14 protein-coding genes are annotated in these 16,526 nt (G+C 62.4%); 4 read left to right on the top strand and 10 right to left on the bottom strand.

Annotated features, from left to right (window positions below; all coding sequences use genetic code 11):
• Nucleotides 1–225: 225 nt before the first annotated feature.
• Nucleotides 226–777, bottom strand: a complete 552-nt coding sequence (locus AC04SF_RS07315) for an isochorismatase family protein (RefSeq protein WP_488477173.1) — start codon at nucleotides 775–777, stop codon at nucleotides 226–228.
• Between the two features lie 107 nt (nucleotides 778–884).
• On the opposite strand from AC04SF_RS07315, the gene AC04SF_RS07310 reads away from it, so the two are divergent.
• The gene (locus AC04SF_RS07310; protein WP_488477172.1) at nucleotides 885–1,340 is read left to right on the top strand and encodes a DUF5071 domain-containing protein; all 456 of its coding nucleotides are present in this window, start codon (nucleotides 885–887) and stop codon (nucleotides 1,338–1,340) included.
• Between the two features lie 77 nt (nucleotides 1,341–1,417).
• Here AC04SF_RS07310 and AC04SF_RS07305 read toward each other — a convergent pair whose 3' ends face one another.
• Nucleotides 1,418–3,013, bottom strand: a complete 1,596-nt coding sequence (locus tag AC04SF_RS07305; protein ID WP_488477171.1) for a WD40 repeat domain-containing protein — start codon at nucleotides 3,011–3,013, stop codon at nucleotides 1,418–1,420.
• A 265-nt stretch (nucleotides 3,014–3,278) separates the two neighbouring features.
• Here AC04SF_RS07305 and AC04SF_RS07300 point away from each other — a divergent pair, with 265 nt between their 5' ends.
• The 3 genes from AC04SF_RS07300 to AC04SF_RS07290 all read left to right on the top strand — a co-directional run bounded on the left by AC04SF_RS07300 (nucleotide 3,279) and on the right by AC04SF_RS07290 (nucleotide 5,827).
• Nucleotides 3,279–3,905, top strand: a complete 627-nt coding sequence (locus AC04SF_RS07300) for a glycoside hydrolase family 25 protein (RefSeq protein WP_488477170.1) — start codon at nucleotides 3,279–3,281, stop codon at nucleotides 3,903–3,905.
• 102 nt (nucleotides 3,906–4,007) lie between these two features.
• Entirely contained in the window at nucleotides 4,008–5,390 is a 1,383-nt protein-coding gene (locus AC04SF_RS07295) for a phospholipase effector Tle1 domain-containing protein (protein WP_488477169.1), read from the top strand.
• A 326-nt stretch (nucleotides 5,391–5,716) separates the two neighbouring features.
• The gene (locus AC04SF_RS07290; protein ID WP_192021935.1) at nucleotides 5,717–5,827 is read left to right on the top strand and encodes a putative RiPP precursor; all 111 of its coding nucleotides are present in this window, start codon (nucleotides 5,717–5,719) and stop codon (nucleotides 5,825–5,827) included.
• 1 nt (nucleotide 5,828) lies between these two features.
• Here the strand turns inward: AC04SF_RS07290 and AC04SF_RS07285 are convergent, their stop codons facing one another.
• The 8 genes from AC04SF_RS07285 to ligD form a co-directional block, all read right to left on the bottom strand.
• Nucleotides 5,829–7,022 (bottom strand): hypothetical protein, encoded by a 1,194-nt coding sequence (locus AC04SF_RS07285; protein WP_488477168.1) that lies wholly within the window; start codon nucleotides 7,020–7,022, stop codon nucleotides 5,829–5,831.
• 237 nt (nucleotides 7,023–7,259) lie between these two features.
• A complete protein-coding gene (locus AC04SF_RS07280; protein ID WP_488477167.1) occupies nucleotides 7,260–8,954 on the bottom strand; it encodes a peroxidase family protein in 1,695 nt (564 codons plus the stop codon).
• A gap of 433 nt (nucleotides 8,955–9,387) precedes the next feature.
• A complete protein-coding gene (gene xth, locus AC04SF_RS07275; protein ID WP_488477166.1) occupies nucleotides 9,388–10,158 on the bottom strand; it encodes an exodeoxyribonuclease III in 771 nt (256 codons plus the stop codon).
• A 7-nt stretch (nucleotides 10,159–10,165) separates the two neighbouring features.
• Nucleotides 10,166–10,810, bottom strand: coding sequence for an alpha/beta hydrolase family protein (locus AC04SF_RS07270; protein WP_488477165.1), 645 nt, complete (start codon nucleotides 10,808–10,810; stop codon nucleotides 10,166–10,168).
• 216 nt (nucleotides 10,811–11,026) lie between these two features.
• Complete coding sequence (locus AC04SF_RS07265) at nucleotides 11,027–12,151, bottom strand: tetratricopeptide repeat protein (RefSeq protein WP_488477164.1); 1,125 nt, start codon at nucleotides 12,149–12,151, stop codon at nucleotides 11,027–11,029.
• Entirely contained in the window at nucleotides 12,148–13,056 is a 909-nt protein-coding gene (gene ku, locus AC04SF_RS07260) for a non-homologous end joining protein Ku (RefSeq protein ID WP_488477163.1), read from the bottom strand. Before ku ends, AC04SF_RS07265 begins: the two co-directional genes overlap by 4 nt.
• Before the next feature lie 421 nt (nucleotides 13,057–13,477).
• Nucleotides 13,478–13,765, bottom strand: coding sequence for a GIY-YIG nuclease family protein (locus AC04SF_RS07255; RefSeq protein ID WP_488477162.1), 288 nt, complete (start codon nucleotides 13,763–13,765; stop codon nucleotides 13,478–13,480).
• 159 nt (nucleotides 13,766–13,924) lie between these two features.
• On the bottom strand, nucleotides 13,925–16,435 hold the full coding sequence (ligD, locus tag AC04SF_RS07250) for a DNA ligase D (protein ID WP_488477161.1): 2,511 nt from the start codon (nucleotides 16,433–16,435) through the stop codon (nucleotides 13,925–13,927).
• Between the last annotated feature and the right edge of the window lie 91 nt (nucleotides 16,436–16,526).

Raw genomic sequence — 16,526 nt, 5'->3', positions numbered from 1 at the left:
GAGGCAGAGCGCGAATCCGCACCGCGGCTCTTGCCTATTCCGCTTTCACGGAAGTTTCGGCGGCCCCGCAATGTGCCATTGTGCTATCGCGGCGGTACGAGCCGCCCTGGTTGACGCGGGCGCCCAGCCATCCCAACAATGCGCCCCCCCGCCCGCGTCGACCATGGCAGGAGCTTGGCATTGTGATCCGTCCGGCAAGCCGGGCTGTCGTGACTTGCTGCCGCTTCAGCCGCCAACCAGCGCCTTCGTCGTCACCAGATTGACACCGGCCTTGGTGAATTCGCCATTGTGCCGGGCGATGATCTGCTCAGCGCTCTCGCTGGCGCTGTCCAGGGTGCTGTGGGCATCGGCAACCACGGTGACGCCGAGCCCCCTGGCGATCGCGGCCTTGACAGTCGCCGCGACGCAAAAATCGGTCTGCGCGCCGAGGATCACCACAGCACCCGCGCCCTGCCCGGCCACCCAGTCGCCGAAGGCCGGATTGCTGAAAGCATCGCGTACGGACTTGGCGAAGGTCGGTTCATCGTCGGCTTGGCCAAGTGCTGGCCAGACTGGCCAGCCCGGCTCACCCGGCGCCAACGGATCGCCCTCGGGTCCATCGTGCCTGATGAAAGCGACCTTGCGCCCACCGCGCCTTGCCCAGTCGATCACCGCCCGGGCGCGCTCGACAATGGCAGACGCATCATGGATCGGCGGCTCATGCACGCCGTCGAACATGCCGGTCTGGAGATCGATGACGATGAGCGGCGCTTTGGCAGTGAGGCTGGGTGCTGACATGGCGCGAACATAGCCTGGGCGGAGGGAGGGTCAAGGACGGGAATGGCGGACCTGGCGTTAGTGGAAGGTGCCGGCTGTCTCGGCGTTCGCCTGCTGGAAAGGCCGGCATGCGTGCCGTCATTGACAGCAACCTTCTGGTATTCTTCAACGAAACATTGATGGAGAAAGCGAGCTGTATGATTGATCTGCAGAGCCTCCTGCCGCGCAACAAGCGCGATCTCGACTCAATCCCTTTGATAATCAAAGCAGGCTATCCCGCGATTGCACCGATTTTGAACGAATTGCTTGATTGGACTGCCGATAGCAATTGGCCGGTAGCCAGACCCCTCGCCGACTATCTTGTCACTCTGGGGCGACCGCTGATTGATCCGATCTCACAAATCCTTCAGGGAACGGATGGGACTCAAAAGTGGCATTGCATCGGTTTGATCTTGCAGAGATTGCCAATCGACGTTCTTCGCGGCCTCGAACAGGATTTGCGCCGACTGGCGGATTATCCGAGCGAAGATGACCGACGAGAGGAAGTCGACACCGAGGCGCGCGCGATATTGCTTCGCCTCTAACCCATCGACACGTGAAGCCATAAACCGGCTCTGCTCGACAATGGATCGTCAGTTGACGCTCCAGCTAATTTCAGCCCTCACCCCGGCGCGCCGGCAAACAGCACCACGCCATCGCCGCCGCTGGCCGGCCAGTCCCTGATGGTGCGGTCGTAGCCGCCGGTCAGAACCGTGCCGTCGGGGGCGAAGGCCACCGCGTAGATCGGGCCGGTCTGGCTGTCGAACAGGGCGATCTGGTTGCCGGTTTCGATGTCCCACAGCCGCGCCGTGCCGTCGAGCGAGCCGGACAGCAGGCGCTTGCCGTCGGCCGACAGCGCCAGCGTATAGACCGTGCCTTCATGGCCCTCGAAGCGCTTCACCTCGCGGCCGCTGTCGAGATCCCAGACCTTGATCGTCAGGTCGCCACTGCCGGTGACCAGATGGTGCCCGTCGGCGGTGAAAACGGCGCCATAGGTGCCCTGCTCGTGGCCGTGCCAGCTGCGCAATTGCTTGCCGCTTTCGATGTCCCAGAGTTTCAGCGTGCCGTCGATGCTGCCGCTCAGCGCCTGCTTGCCGTCCGGCGAGACGGCGACCGCGCTGATCGACCAGTCGTGTCCGGTCAGCACATGCAGCACGGAATTGTTGACGAGGTCCCAGACGATGACATTGCCGGTGTCGTGCCCGCTGACGGCGCGCTTTCCGTCCAGGCTGATGGCGAGCTTGTTGACGCCGCCATTCTGGCCGGCCTGGAAGACATGTAGCACGGCACCATCGGCAAGCTTGCGCAGCACGATCTCGCCGTCGTCGCCGCCCGTCAGCGCGCTGACGCCGTCGGGCATGTAGAGCGCGGTGCGCGCCATGTCCTTGTGGACGCCGAGATTGCGGATCAGGTGCTTGCCCCCAATGTCCCACAGCTTGATCACACGATCCGTGCTGGCGCTCATGATCGTCCGGCCGTCCGGCGCCACCGACAGCCAGACGACCGCGTCGCGATGGCCGTCGGGCTGCGTCGGCGCTGCCGGCGGCGGTGGCGGCAATGGCGCCACGGTGGGCGGCGGGATGACCGCGACCTCCGGCGGGGCAACGGGCGCTGGCGGAGATACGGCCACGGGCAGTGCTGGCGGCACGGGTGCCGGCGGCGGATTTGCGGCTAGCGGTGGCGGGGCTGGCGCAGGTGCCGGCTCCGGAGCCGGCGGCGCGCTGGCGACATCCTGGTTCTTCGGCTCAGCGGGTTTGGGTTCGGCAAGTTTCGGTTCATCGGGCTTGGGCTCGCCGCCCTTGGGTTCGGCTGCCTTGGGCTCGTTTGGCTGGCTGGCAATCCCGCCGCCGCCCCACGGGCTGAACCGATCGACGGCCAGCGCCGCCAGCACGATCAACGGCAAGACGAAGAAAATCTTGCGCAGGCCGGGCCTGCCGGTCTCCTGCACTTCGGCCGCGCGGCCGAACACCGGCGCCCCGGCCAGGTGCGCAGGGCGCCCCGGCAACAGTCCCGCCCAGAACAGCAAGGCCCCTAGCAGGCAGGCAAGTGCCGCCACCAGCAACGCGGCCAATCGCAAGGAGGTGGGATCCCGCCATGCATGCGGCGCGCCGCTCCAAACGAAAGTCCCGCCGCTCAGCAGCAGGTAGATGCGCGCCAGGCAGGCCAGCGCGGCTGCCAGAAGCAGAACCGCAAACAGCCTGTCAGCCCACTTGTTCATTGACGCCCCGCTCGGGCTGCATGCGCTACCCGTCTCGCACGGCGCGCGAGCCTTGTCGCGCCGCATGGTCCTGAGACTACCAGCGGAAAAGGCGTGCCGCAAAGTGCCGCCGACCCGGCAATCGGCACAGGCGGCAAGCATACGACACGCCAGCCGCACCAGAAGCCTTCACCGCAAGGCCGTCCCGCCCGCAGCAATACAGAAACATCTCTTGTCGGCAATCCTAAATTAGACTATCATTATATTGAGATGCGGGGGGACAATTATGCCGAACTTTAATGGTGTGGTCGATATTTCTCATCACAATGGGAATGTCAATCTCGTCAATGCTGCCGCTGACGGCATCGTTGGCGTCATCCAAAAAGCAACGCAAGGTCAGCAAGGTGTTGATCCCACTTATACAAGAAATCGTGGTCGAGCAGCTTCGGCTAACCTCCTCTGGGGCGCTTACCATTTCGGAACCGGCAGCGACGGCGTAAGACAAGCCGAAAACTTCCTCAACACCGTAGGAAATCCGAACCAGGTGCTGCTGGTTCTGGATTTCGAGCCAAACCCCACTGGACCGAGCATGACCCTTGAGGAGGCGCGCGCCTTCGTCACTCATATCCGTGAAAAGACAGGGCGGTTTCCGGGCTTCTATTCCGGCCACTACATCAAGCAATTGCTGGGCACAGGCTCCGACACGATCCTTTCACAATGCTGGTTCTGGCTGGCGCAATACGGGCCGACCCCGGTTGTTCCGCCGAACTGGCAAAGCTGGACGCTCTGGCAATACACAGATGGCGCCTTTGGCCCCGAACCGCACACTGTTCGCGGGATTGGCCGGTCTGACCGCGACTTCTACAATGGCGACAAAGCGGGCCTGCTTGGCTTCTGGGCGGCCAATTCTTGACCCTTTGAGTAGCAACCTCACAGAATCGGGAAGTGCATGGTGCCCAACGCTGGTCTTGCGCCCCAATCAATATCTGGGACCCCGAAGCCTCGGCGCATCATTGTGCTTCTGGACGGGACCTGGAACGACGCCGATGTCGGGCCGGCAGACACCAACATCGTGCGCCTGCGAGACATCATCGCCAGGACATTGGGAACCAAAACCACAGTCCCACATGTCGCACCCGCCAAAGCCAGTCATTCGGGCCAGGAATTGGTCAAAAGTTTCTCGGCGGACGGCCGCGAAAACATCGTCTTTTATGAGCGCGGGGTCGGCACGGGGGCCATGGACCGCTTTCGCGGCGGTGTCTTCGGCGAAGGGTTGGGCGAGAACGTAAGGCGCGCCTACAAATTCCTGTCCTATCATTACAAGCCCGACGACGAGATCTTCGTCTTTGGATTTTCCCGGGGCGCCTACACCGCGCGTTCGCTGGTCGGATATCTAGCGGCCGCGGGATTGCTGAAGACCCAATACTGCACCGATGAACTCGAGGCCAAGGCGTGGGGCTTCTACCGGACCGCGCCCAACGACCGGCAGCCTGGCGCCTGGATGGCGTTGCAGAGCTACACCCACGACGTGAAAAAGTTCAGGGTCGAATGCACCGCGGTGTTCGAAACCGTCGGCGCGCTCGGCGTGCCGCTCGAACCCTTCTGGAGAGCAAATCGCGACCGTTACGCATTTCACGACGTCAACCTGGCCTCGATAACCAATCTCAACCTGCACGCCATCGCCCTCGATGAACACAGGCAGCCCTTCCAGGCCACGATCTGGCGCAAGCCGCAGTTCAAGCAATACGCAACCACTACAGAACAGGTCTGGTTCGTCGGCAGCCATTCCGACATCGGCGGCAGCTACATTCCCGAGGAACTTAGAAGCACGGACTTTCCCAACGCGCTGGATGACATCACGCTCGACTGGATGATTAGGCGGCTGAAGTTTTTCTATAAGGATTTTCCGATTGACGAGAAGCATCATTGGAAAGAGGTGCCGCGCGCTTCCGCGCTGGCAACGCAACACGATTCAAGAACGCTGGCCTACAAGATCTTCAGGCCCGCCTTCCGGTCGATTGCCAACAAACCGGTGACGGCTCTTCGGTTCTGGCAACAGGAGGTGTGCCGCGATCGCCATGCCGACCCGATCGCGGAAATGGTCCATGTTTCGGCGATCGAGCGCCTCGGCCAGATGGTGTTGACCGACCGATGTGGGCACCATTACAGGCCGCCCAATCTGCTGGCCGTATGGCAGCATATCGAGGCAACCTACCAGCTTCCCGCAGGCCATAGACCGGCCGGTCACATCGATATCCTTATCGTCGATTGGGATGGCAAACCCGTCGAGAAGAAGCGTGGATCCGATTTGATCGCAGCGGCCAACAGCAGGCTGGGACAGCGGGGCCGAATGGCGCACATGGTGCAAAAGGCAAGCCATTTGTGGAGCGGGAAATAGGCGCCTTGGTTCGGGGATATCATCCGTGGACTCACGATACTGTCGTCGGCTCTGCCGGCAGCCCCGCGCTCACAACAAGCCATACAGACGGGCATGATTGACAGTGGCCGACAATATGGCAGACTTCCCCGGGATATTCTGGCCCGGGGATATTCTGGAGAGTCCAGACTATGAAGAAGCTCTATGAGCGGCCTGCTCTGGTCAAGAAAGGCAACCTGAAGTTGGTCACGGCCACGCCTAATGGCGGCGTTGTGATTTCTGGGCCCCTAGGGTGATTTCCGTATGCCTATGATTTTATTGCTGCAATATTATCGGGAGACAAAACTATGAAGAAGATTTATGAGCGGCCCGCTCTGATCAAGAAGGGCAATCTGAAATCGATCACGGCTGCGACCAACGGCCCGGTCGTGACCTCGAATCCTCCGATACCGCAATAAGTCAGCCCGTCAGCATCAGGTCGTCCAGCACCATTTGCCAAGAGTGTTTCGTCGAAAGACGGACACGGGTTACTGCTTTGAGCATCGGGGCGTAGTGCAGCGGCGTCAGTGCCGACAGCGTCAGTTGATCGCTGGCGACCAATTGCTCGCCCAGCCAACACTCGATCAGCGCGATCTCCCCTTCCGACTTCAGCCACGCGGCGCTCAGCAGCACCGAGTGGAACCCGAACGGGGTTTCGCGGCTGAACTCGGCCGGGTAGCCGCTGCTGGTATAGGCGACGTGATCGCCCGAGACATTGCCGTTGACGTAGCCTTCGCTGCCCTTGGTGTGGTCCTGCGCCATGGCGTTGAGGTTGTGCCATTGCAGCCCGGCATGCCCGCACGGGATCTTGCGGAAGCCACGCCCGGTGACGTCGTCGAAGCCGACCGTCCGCAGCGAGGCCTCGTTCGGCAGTGTATGCGACGACAACAGCCCGAGATCGGTCGGATAGGGCGAAAGCGCAAGTTGCCGGTCAAGCCCGCCGCCGGCGATCACCACCATGTCGGCCTCGCCGGCAAGGTCGAGCCGGAAGGGTAAACCAGGCGCCAGCGCCCGGCTCTCCAGCACCTGCCCGTCCGCCATCACCGACAGTGTCGCCGTGCCGCCTGCTGTCATCTTGCCGGCCAGGCTGCGCGCCGGCGCCAGGCCGACCGGCTGGGGCAGGTCCTGCGACACCAGCCCGGCGGGTGAGCCGGGCGCCAGCCAGAACTCCTGCGATTGCGTCTCGTTGGCGCTGGGCGAGCGCCAGCCCGGCGGCATTGAAATCGCGAACCGGTAGGTGCCGGGCGTGCGGATCATGGCATTGGCCGAAGACGTCGACATGGCGAAATTGGCAAAGCCGCCATTGTTTGTCCTGGTCGAAGCGACGAAGCCGCACTGCCCATCGAACAGCCGCACCATGACGCCGGCCATCGGCCGGTCGCCCACTCCATACGTCCCGTCGCGGTCGATATCGAAATAGACGAAGGACGAGTAGTTGACCGTGCCGGTGCTGCGCTCCCAGTCGGTACGCACCGCATAATCGTTGGCCGGATCCGCCCGTCGCCTGGCGCGACGCCGAACACGCGCCTTGCGCAACAGCCAGACGACGCATGCCGCGACCACAAGGATGACGACGGCCGCCAACAGGATTTCGACGAGGCCGAAATCATGCATGGCGGGAGAGTCTCGATAGTGATCGACGGTCGCTATTGAGAACGGCGTTCATGGATAATCTGGCTGCGCGATTGCTTTGTCGCAGCCTAGCTTGCGATACAGCCGCTGCACAGATGGCGCGGGCGATTTGGTGGCATAGACATCAAGGCATCGCCAGCGCCATTACGTACCCGGCCTGGGCGGTGCGGTGACCTGGTCCGTGACCGGTAACTTTCTCACATGTCCGACCGGGCCGGATCAGCCACCAAGCGCATATTTTATCAGATGGCCCATGGTCAGGGACCTGCCTCCGATAGGCGGTTCCCAGTTCGGGTCCTGGATCAGATACGAATGACCGTCTCCATAGACCAGGCCGACCAGCGTTTCCGCAACGATACGACCTCCAACCGGGCCCAGATGGACCGGCTCTTCGTCGCCCTTGCTGCCCTTTTTCGACGCGCGCTTGAACCAGTCGTGCTGCGCTTCCGCCAGCACATAGTACCAAAGCGGCGCATTGTCAGCGAATTCCCCATCGATATCGACTACGCTCCTGGCAGTTTTCATGTCGTCGAGGACGGCTTTTCCTATCTTCAGATCGGCATCGGGAATAACCGGCACACCCATCGCCCGCGCCACGCTCTGGCCGCTTGGCATACGCAAGGCGAGGCCGCGAAGCAGATTGCGGGCCGCGAGATTGGCCGGGTCGTTCTTCGGGTCGATCGGCTGGGCTTGCAGTTGTGCGAGCGTGAGCGGCGGTGAAGCCGGCACCGTCTTTGAAAACTCCGGAAGGAACCCAAGCGGGTTCACCAGCGACGTGTCGATCTTGTACGCCGGCTGAGCCCGATGCTTGCCGCCCTTCTTGCCTGAGCCGTCGATGTCGAAGAACAAGCTCCAGTCGATGGCCCATTGGGTTGGAAATTCGTTGAAACCGTTCAAGCCTCTGCTGGCGACGCCGGCAAATATGAAGAAGCGGCCGGCAAGTCCGCGAGCCTTCTCGTCAGGTGTCGCCGACAACGGATCGTCGCCCCCATTCAGCTCGGTATTCAGCCGATAGATCGGCCTCACCATCGAATGGCCAAACCGGTAGCCGGCGACCGAGAATTCCAATGGCATGTAGGGCATGTTGCGCCAATGGAAGAACTGAAGCTTGGGCTTCTTTTCGGCGGCACTGGCAACGGACCGGCGGTGGGGGAGTATTTCGTCGATCAACCCAGCACCACAGATGCGCGGCAGGAAGTCGTTGAGAACCACATACTGATAGTGCCAACGCACCATGCGCTGGACTTCATCGAAGGTGGCTCCTTTCAGTTTTGGCTCGTCCATCAGCCGGTTGTGCAACCGCATGAATATGCCGTGTAACTGGGAGACGATGACGTTCTCATCGTTGCGCTTGTCCCCAATCAGCGCACGCGCCGCGGAACCAGGATTTTCCGGATCGCGGTAGCGCGGGAGATCACGCGACGGCGAAGCCTTGTTAAGCTCAAGCAGCTGCTTCCCCAGTCGAAACTTGCCGTCGATATACATATAGGGCTGGTCTGCCGGCCCACGGCCGTAGACGCTGTCCAGGTCGAGGCGGGGCGTCCTGTAATCCACCAGGCTGTCCGGATCGTTCATCTGCATCAGCAAGGATGAAGGGTCGAAAGTGATGTCGTGGTCGATGAACTGGCCGAGATAGGTATATCCGGCCGCGATGCCGGTATTTTCTTCATCGTCCTGAATATGCTTGATTGTCTCCGCCGCGGCCATGGGCTTGTTGTCCGCGGTTTTCTCGGGGTCGGCCGTCATCGCGTCCCCCAGCGCTAGAAGCGCGCTCTGGGAATGAACCGCTGGGGCGAGCTCCCTGAACATCCGGCCGAAGCGGCCTTCGAATAGGGATGACCGACGCGAGACATCGGCGCCTCTGATGCCGCCACCATGTGGGCTGAACGAACTTTTGGCTGCACTGGGTTGCATGATTGCCTCCGCAAATCATTTCGCTCATCGGAAAATATGCGCGCAAAAGTGCAGAGCCACGCATATGCAGCGGCCCCCGGCACCATTTCATGATCAAGATCAACGGAATGGCCGATCGTCCCGCATTTTAACTCTGGGATCGGCCTATGCTTTTCAGTCTATGCTAATATCGCAATAAAATATGACGCCAGTCAAGATATTGATCAATAAACTTGATAATTGCTGCCAACAAATCTATTGTATTAAACAACTCTAGGGAATCATTGCATTTTCGCAGATTTGCTGCTGGGCATTGGACTAGACGCCCTCTCCGGTGGGATTCTCAAAAGCTGCTTCTGACGATCAAAAACCGACAAACAGCCTTTTATTCAAACCCGTTGTACCGGTTGGTTTTCTTCGATTGGATGCCGAGACAGACCGGTGTTCCATCCCCTCACTTCAACTCCACCCACACTGGTGCATGATCGCTGGCGCCATCCTGCCCGCGCACGTCGCGGTCGATACCCGCCCCCTTCAGCCGGCGGGCGAGCGCCTTCGACAGCAATATGTGGTCGAGCCGCAGGCCAGCATCGCGCGGCCAGCGGTTCCGGCGGTAATCCCAGAAAGTGTAGAGCGTCTCCTTCGGATAGACTTTTCGCAACGCGTCGACCCAGCCTTGCTCGAGAAGGGCCGCGAAGGCGGCCCGGCTTTCCGGTTGCACCAGCGCGTTGTCGTCATAGGAGCGGGTGGCATAGATGTCGCGCGGCTCGGGCACGATGTTGTAGTCGCCGGCCAGCACGACAGGCAGGCCGGTGTCGAGAAGCTGCGCGGCATGCGCTTCGAGCCGCTTGTGCCAGGCAAGCTTGTACTGGAATTTCGGCCCCGGCTGCGGGTTGCCGTTCGGCGCATAGAGGCAAGCGATGACGATGCCGTTGACCGCCGCCTCGATATAGCGGCTCTGCCGGTCGGCATCGTCGCCGGGCAGCGCATCCCGGGTCAGGACGGGTTCGGATCCTCGCGCGAGGATGGCGACACCGTTCCAGGTCGGCTCGCCCTTCCACACCGCGCCGTAGCCGGCGTCGGCCAGTGCGGTCCGCGGAAACTGCATGTCGCGCGCCTTGAGCTCCTGCAGGCAGACGACATCGGGCTTTGCCGCCGCCAGCCAGACCAGAAGGTTTTCGAGGCGGCTGTTGATGTTGTTGATGTTGAAGGTGGCGAGTTTCATGGGCGGGTCAGGACGCGAACCGCCCCGCCCAACCCCTCACCGTCTCCGCCAGCGTCCTCAAATGATCGGCAGTCGAGAACCCCGACACACTTTTGCGCGGCTTCAAATCATGGTCGCCATCCTCGAGCCAGATCACCTCGATGCTCTCCGACAGCCCGTACCCCGCCACCTCGTCCTTCGTGCCGAACTCGTCGCGCGTGCCTTGGAAAATCAGCGTCGGCGTCTTCAGCCCGGTCAGATGTTTGGTGCGCAGCTGGTCAGGTTTGCCGGGCGGATGGAAGGGATAACCGAGACAGATCAGCCCCGAAATCTCGCCCTTGGCGAACATCTCGTCGGCGACCATCGAGGCAACGCGCCCGCCCATCGACTTGCCGCCGATGATGAGTTTCCCGGTCACGCCCCTGGCGCGCAAGTCGGCGATCGCCTTGACGTATTCCGGGTTCACCGTCTCGGCGCGCGGCGGCGGCTTGCGCTGGCCGTAGCGGCGGGCCGCCATATAGTGGAATTCGAAGCGCGCCACTTGGAAGCCCGCGGCGGCCAGAGCCTTGGCGGTGGCGGTCATCGAGGGCGAATCCATCGATGCGCCGGCGCCATGCGCGAGCAGGATGGTGACGGGAGCGGTGTCGAAGCCGTCGAAGAGGAAACTGGTCATGGAAACTCCAGCGTTGGTGACCCCTTCCCCCCTTGTGGGAGAAGGTGGCCGAGCGAAGCTCGGTCGGATGAGGTGTGTTCCAGCTTGGCGCGCACACTCATCGACGCCTCGGCAAGCAACAGGCTCGTCAACCTCTCATTCCTTCACGCACCCCTCATCCGTCTCGGCGCTGACGCGCCGATCCACCTTCTCCCACAAGAGGAGAAGGAAAGACGTTTACCCCGCCGTCCGCGCCAGCTGCATATCCACGAACTGCACGCCCTTGGCCGCCACCCCGGCCCATTCGGACTCCGCGTCGAGTTCCAGATACCGCACCCATAGCCGCCGCGCCTCCAGCAGATTGCCGGCGTCGAACTCCAGCCGCGCCAGGTTGAACACCGGATCGGCATAGCTCTGGTCGAGCGCGATCGCCTTCTGCAGGTGCCTTCGCGCCGAGGTGTCGCGGCCTTGCTCGCTCATCAGCCCGGCGAGGTTGAACCAGGCCTCGACGAAGGCCGGGTCGAGTTTTATCGCCCTGGCATAGTCATGCGCGGCATCCGCCGCGTGGCCGCCGGCGCGCAGGCAGTTGGCGCGGTTGAAGGCGGCGATGGCGTCGCTCGGGTCGATGGCGAGGCAGCGCTGGTAGAGCGCGGCAGCACCGTCATGGTCGCCATCCTCCTCCGCTGCTTCGGCCTCGGCAAACAACTCTTCCAGCGTGTCGTCGCCTTGTGCCGCGCTACCCAGGTCGAACAGTAACTGCCCGTCGAGTTCGCTCTGGCCGCCTTCGAGATAGATCGCGTCGGGCCGGCCGTGCTGCGAGCCGACATTGAGCGATTTGGCGGTGAGCGAGGCGACCGGGCCGGAGCGGTGCACGGAGCGCGCGATCGCGCCCCAGGTCGCGCCACCGGCCACCAGGCCGGCATATTTGCGCGCCAGGATCAGGTCGCGGAAGGAATAGGGTTCGCTGTCATGCTCGAAGGCATCGAAGAGAGACAACAAATCAAGATCGGAGCCTGATACCCGCGATTGCTCGATCAGCGATTGCCTGGACAGTGACGACGCCTCCGGCGCCTTCATCAGGCCGAGCAGGCGCAGAAAACCGTTCTCGCTGAGCAGCGCACGCCCGGCGGCGCGCTCGGCGGTGACGCGGCGCTCGATCCCGGCATCGCCGTTTTTCGTCAATCCAGCCTTGGCGAGAAGTGTCCGGCCGAACACGACATGGGTTGTGCGCCTGGTGATGCCGCGCCTGAGTTGGCCGTGCTGGCGCTCGACCTCCCGCGCGGCGAGCCGTAGGGGAAACGCCGCCAGCGCGCCGATCGTGCCGAAGACGGCCCCCGGAACCGAAACGGCCGGTGCCGTCATTTCTTGCTCTTGCCGACCGCCTTCAACAGACTGGCCTTCAGCGGATTTTCAGCAGCACCGCCCGCTGCCGCCTTCTTGGCGGCGGGCTTGGCCGCTACTTCGTCGGTCTTGCTCTTCGACTTGGCCGGTGGCTTCGACTGCGACAGGCTCGCCTTCAGCGCATCCATCAGGTTGATGACATTGCCTCGCTCAGGTGCGGCCGCGATGATCGGCTTGTGGCCCTTGAGCTTCTCGCGGATCATCGCCATCAGCGCGATCTCGTAGCGGTCCTCGTAGTTCTTCGGGTCGAAGGTGGTTTCCTTCTGCTTGATCAGCGCTTCCGCCAATTCGAGCATTTCCGGATCCGGCTTGCCGGCCGGGATGTTGCCAAAATATTCAGCGGTGCCACGCACTTCGTTCGGGTTCCTCAACGTGCACACGAACATGCCGTTCTCGCGCGCGCCGATTGTCACCACCCGCTCGCGGCTGGACAGCACCAGCCGCGCGATCGCCAGCTTGCCGGATTTGCGCATGGCTTCGCGCAGCACGGCAAAGGTCTCTTCCGCCATCGCGCCATCGGGCGCCAGATAGTAGGGCGCGTCCTGGTAGATGACATCGACCTCGCCCTCGTCGACGAAGGCCTCGATGTTCATCGTGTGGTTGGATTCGATGCGCACCGCGTCGAGGTCGGCATCATCGATGATGATGTACTGCTTGTCCTCGTACTCGTAACCCTTGACCAGGTCCGAGCGCTCGACCAGCCCGAGTTCGGGATCGACCGGCTTCATGTTGATGCGGTTATGGGTCTTCTTGTGCAGCTGATTGAACGAGATGCGCTCGCTGGTCGTCGTTGCGGGGTATAGCCGCACCGGACAGCTGACGAGGCTGAGCTTGAGGTAACCCTTCCAACTTGCCCTGGGCGCCATGATACACTCCTACGCGGCCATGCACTGACATTTTAGCTTGAGCATGATCTCGGGATCATGCCCTCTGCAGCGCTTTTCGTCCGAAGGACGAACGAGGCCGCGCAAATCCTACACCGACCCAGCACAATACCGGCAAATCCCTGACGAAATGTTTTTAGGCTGCCGGAGAGGTCGGAGGTGGAGGATAATTCAAATTTTATTAAGCGTCGATAACTTGGCGATGCTGACGATTGGCCGCCCCACCCATCCCTTCGTCATCCTAGGGCGAAGCAAGGAGCGAAGCGACGCGCGCAGACCCTAGGATCCATGCCGTGACCTTCAAGCGCCGCAACGGTCCAGAATTCTGATCCGCCGAGTTCCTGACCGACCGTCACGGCATGGATCCTCGGGTCAAGCCCGAGGATGACGAAGCGAAAGTTCCTCACCATCCAGTTCCGCGAAAGAGTTCGAACCAATCCGGGTTGCCCTTCTCGATCAATTCGATCTTCCATTGGCGTGGCCAGCGTTTGAGCGACTTCTCCCGCTGGATGGCGTCGGTGACGTCGAAATATTCCTCGTACCAGACAAGGCGTTGCACGCCGTAGCGACTGGTGAAACCCGAGCCCTGGCCGGACTTGTGCTCGGGCATGCGACGACCGAGGTCGTTGGTGACGCCGATGTAGATGGTACCACGCTTCTGGCTCGCGGTCATGTAAACATAGCCGGTCATATGTCAGCCATAACTGACAAAGAGCGCGGTGAATATTCTGGACCGATGCATTCTACGACAACTGTCACGGCATGGATCCTAGGGTCTTCGCGACGGAGCTTCGCTCCTGCTTCGCCCTAGGATGACGAAGCTGAGGAGCCCATATCCTAGAGATCCAACTCAACGCTCGTTTCCCCTCACGGATATCACCGGCAAATCCCGGGCTGCCTCATCAATGTCCGCCCAGGGATCGCCCGACGTCTCCAACAGCCCCGGCAGCGAGGAATAATTCAGATCCTGCGGCGCATCGATCGCCTCCAGGTCCGCCCAGCTCACCGGCGTCGAGGCCGGCAGATTGGTCCGCGCCCGCAGCGAATAGGGCGCGGCGGAGGTGTGGCCGCGAGCGTTGCGGTGATAGTCGATGAAGATGCGCTTCTTGCGGTTGTCCTTGCCCATGGTGGTGGTGAATGTGTCGGGGGCGGTTGCGGCCAGATGGGTTGATATGGCGCTGGTCGCCTGATGCAGCTTCTTCCAGTTCTGCTTCTTCGTCACCGGCACGGTGATGTGGATGCCGCTGCCGCCGGAAGTCTTGGCGAATGGCACCAGCCCCAACCCCTCAAGCTCGCCCTTGATGTGGACAGCAGCTTCGACCACCTCGCGCCAGGAAATCCCCTCGCCCGGATCGAGGTCGAAGACGATCTGGTCGGGTTTGTCGAGGCTCAAGCGGTGCGTGCCCCAGGTGTGGAACTCGACGACGCCGAACTGCGCCAGCGCCAGATAGCCTTTTGCCCCCTCGACCGAGAGATAGGATTTGGTCTCGCCCTCGGAGTTGGTCGCCTGGAACGTCACCACCGACGGCGGCATGCCGGTGAAGGCGTGGCGCTGGAAGAAACAGTCCTTTGGCAGGCCGGTCGGGCAGCGCACCAGCGACACCGGGCGGCCAAGGATGTGCGGCAGCATGAAATCGCCGACCAGCGCGTAGTAGACGGCGATGTCGAGCTTGGTCGGGCCCGTCTTGCCGAACAGCCGCCGCTCCGGATTGGTCACCCAGATGGTGGCGAGATCGGCCTCCGAGATCAGCCGCTTGCGTTTGGGCGAGACGGGCGTCGACAGGCCGACATCCCTGAGCCCGCGAAACACGCCATGGCGCAGCGAATTGTCCGCCGTGCGGTTGGCATAGTGGATGCGCGCCGAAAACAGCGGCTTCACCCAATGCATCTCGCGCATGATCTCGCGCGGCACGCCTTCGGGTGGCGTCGCGCCTGAAGTCAGCGGCTCCAGCCGGGCGAGCAAATCCTCCGCCGTCTCGCGGTCGAAGCCGGTGCCGACCTTGCCGCGATAGTGCAGTTCGCCGTCCTCCCACTCGGCCATGCCGAGTGCGGCCAGCCCTTCCGCCGCTTGCGAGATCGTGTAGCCGGCGATGACGAAATCGTCCTTCTGCAGCGCCTTGCACTTGGTCCAGCTCTTGGTGCGGCCGCTCTGGTAGATGGCGCTGGCGCGCTTGGAGACGACGCCTTCGAGCCCGAGTTCCGTCGCCTGATCGTAAAGCCCCTGCCCTGAGCCCTCGACATGGTCGGAGAACTGGATGGCGGAATTCGCCCCGAGACCGCCAAGCAGTTCGGCCAGCAGCGCCTTGCGCCGGATGAGCGGCGCCTTCATCAGGTCCCAGCCGTCGAGATGCAGGAGGTCGAAGGCATAGAAATGCAGCTTGCTGCCGGCGCCCTCGGCCAGCGCGTCCTGCAACAGCGCGAAGCGGCTGATGCCCTTGGCATCCAGCACCATGATTTCGCCATCGATGATCGCCTCGCGGCACGGCAATTTGGCGAAGGCATGCGGCAGGTCGCCATAGCGCTTCGTCCAGTCGATGCCGCCACGGGTGATCAGCCGCACCTGCCCGTCGCTGAGATGCGCCATGGTGCGGTAGCCGTCGAATTTGATCTCGTGCAGCCAGAGCTCGTTTGTGTTTTCGGCAGGGCTTTCACCGCCCGGCGGTTTGGGCACCTGCGTTGCCAGCTGCGGTTCAATGCGGCTCAGCGCCGGCGCCTTCACCGCGCCTGGCAGCGTACCGGGTTTCAAGGAACCCGGCTTGGGTGCAGATTTCGCGACCGGTTTCGCGGCTGCCGCCAGTTCCTCGATGCGCAGACCGGATTTGACGCTTTCCGGCCGCGCTTCGAGGATGTTCAGCGCGGTGTCGGCGGCGAGGTCGCGCTCCTTGAACAGCAGCCAGTTCTTCTTGTTCTCGTCCTCGCCGGGCTTGGGCTTCAGCCGGGTCAGCATCCAGCCGCCATTGAGCTTTTCTCCAGCGAGGCGAAACTTGAAGGCACCGGTGCGCAGGCTTTTCTCGACATCGTCCATCGGCGCCCAGGTGCCGGTGTCCCAGACGATCATCGGCCCGCCGCCATACTCGCCCTCGGGAATGACGCCCTCGAAGTCGATATATTCGAGCGGATGGTCCTCGGTCTCGACCGCCAGCCTCTTGTCGGCCGGGTTGAGCGAAGGCCCGCGCGGCACCGCCCAGCTCTTCAGCACGTCGCCGACCTGCAGGCGCAGATCGTAGTGGTCGGCGGTTGCGTGGTGCTTGTGGATGACGAAGCGGTTGCCGTCGCCGCTGATCAGACCGCCCGCCGGTTCCGGCGTCTTGGAGAATTCGCGCTTGGCGCGATAGGTTTTGAGTTTGGAGGGAGCGGGCATGGGTCAGCGTCCGAAGCGCGTGGCAGCCAGCAACCGCGTCGTTCCTTCGCTGCCCGCCAACCCCGCGGTCGTCATCCTCGGGCTTGACCCG

The sequence above is a fragment of the Mesorhizobium sp. CNPSo 4671 genome (assembly GCF_057784245.1).
The sequence above is the reverse complement of the archived record's forward strand: the minus strand, read 5'-3'. Positions and strand labels throughout refer to the sequence as shown.

What these genes read in the sequence shown, in the direction of transcription:
- AC04SF_RS07270 (WP_488477165.1), bottom strand. Translation starts at nt 10,810, where the DNA reads ATGACCAGTTTCCTCTTCGACGGCTTCGACACCGCTCCCGTCACCATC.
- AC04SF_RS07265 (WP_488477164.1), bottom strand. Translation starts at nt 12,151, where the DNA reads ATGACGGCACCGGCCGTTTCGGTTCCGGGGGCCGTCTTCGGCACGATC.
- AC04SF_RS07300 (WP_488477170.1), top strand. Translation starts at nt 3,279, where the DNA reads ATGCCGAACTTTAATGGTGTGGTCGATATTTCTCATCACAATGGGAAT.
- xth (WP_488477166.1), bottom strand. Translation starts at nt 10,158, where the DNA reads ATGAAACTCGCCACCTTCAACATCAACAACATCAACAGCCGCCTCGAA.
- ligD (WP_488477161.1), bottom strand. Translation starts at nt 16,435, where the DNA reads ATGCCCGCTCCCTCCAAACTCAAAACCTATCGCGCCAAGCGCGAATTC.
- AC04SF_RS07255 (WP_488477162.1), bottom strand. Translation starts at nt 13,765, where the DNA reads ATGACCGGCTATGTTTACATGACCGCGAGCCAGAAGCGTGGTACCATC.
- AC04SF_RS07315 (WP_488477173.1), bottom strand. Translation starts at nt 777, where the DNA reads ATGTCAGCACCCAGCCTCACTGCCAAAGCGCCGCTCATCGTCATCGAT.
- AC04SF_RS07290 (WP_192021935.1), top strand. Translation starts at nt 5,717, where the DNA reads ATGAAGAAGATTTATGAGCGGCCCGCTCTGATCAAGAAGGGCAATCTG.
- AC04SF_RS07305 (WP_488477171.1), bottom strand. Translation starts at nt 3,013, where the DNA reads ATGAACAAGTGGGCTGACAGGCTGTTTGCGGTTCTGCTTCTGGCAGCC.
- ku (WP_488477163.1), bottom strand. Translation starts at nt 13,056, where the DNA reads ATGGCGCCCAGGGCAAGTTGGAAGGGTTACCTCAAGCTCAGCCTCGTC.
- AC04SF_RS07280 (WP_488477167.1), bottom strand. Translation starts at nt 8,954, where the DNA reads ATGCAACCCAGTGCAGCCAAAAGTTCGTTCAGCCCACATGGTGGCGGC.
- AC04SF_RS07285 (WP_488477168.1), bottom strand. Translation starts at nt 7,022, where the DNA reads ATGCATGATTTCGGCCTCGTCGAAATCCTGTTGGCGGCCGTCGTCATC.
- AC04SF_RS07310 (WP_488477172.1), top strand. Translation starts at nt 885, where the DNA reads ATGCGTGCCGTCATTGACAGCAACCTTCTGGTATTCTTCAACGAAACA.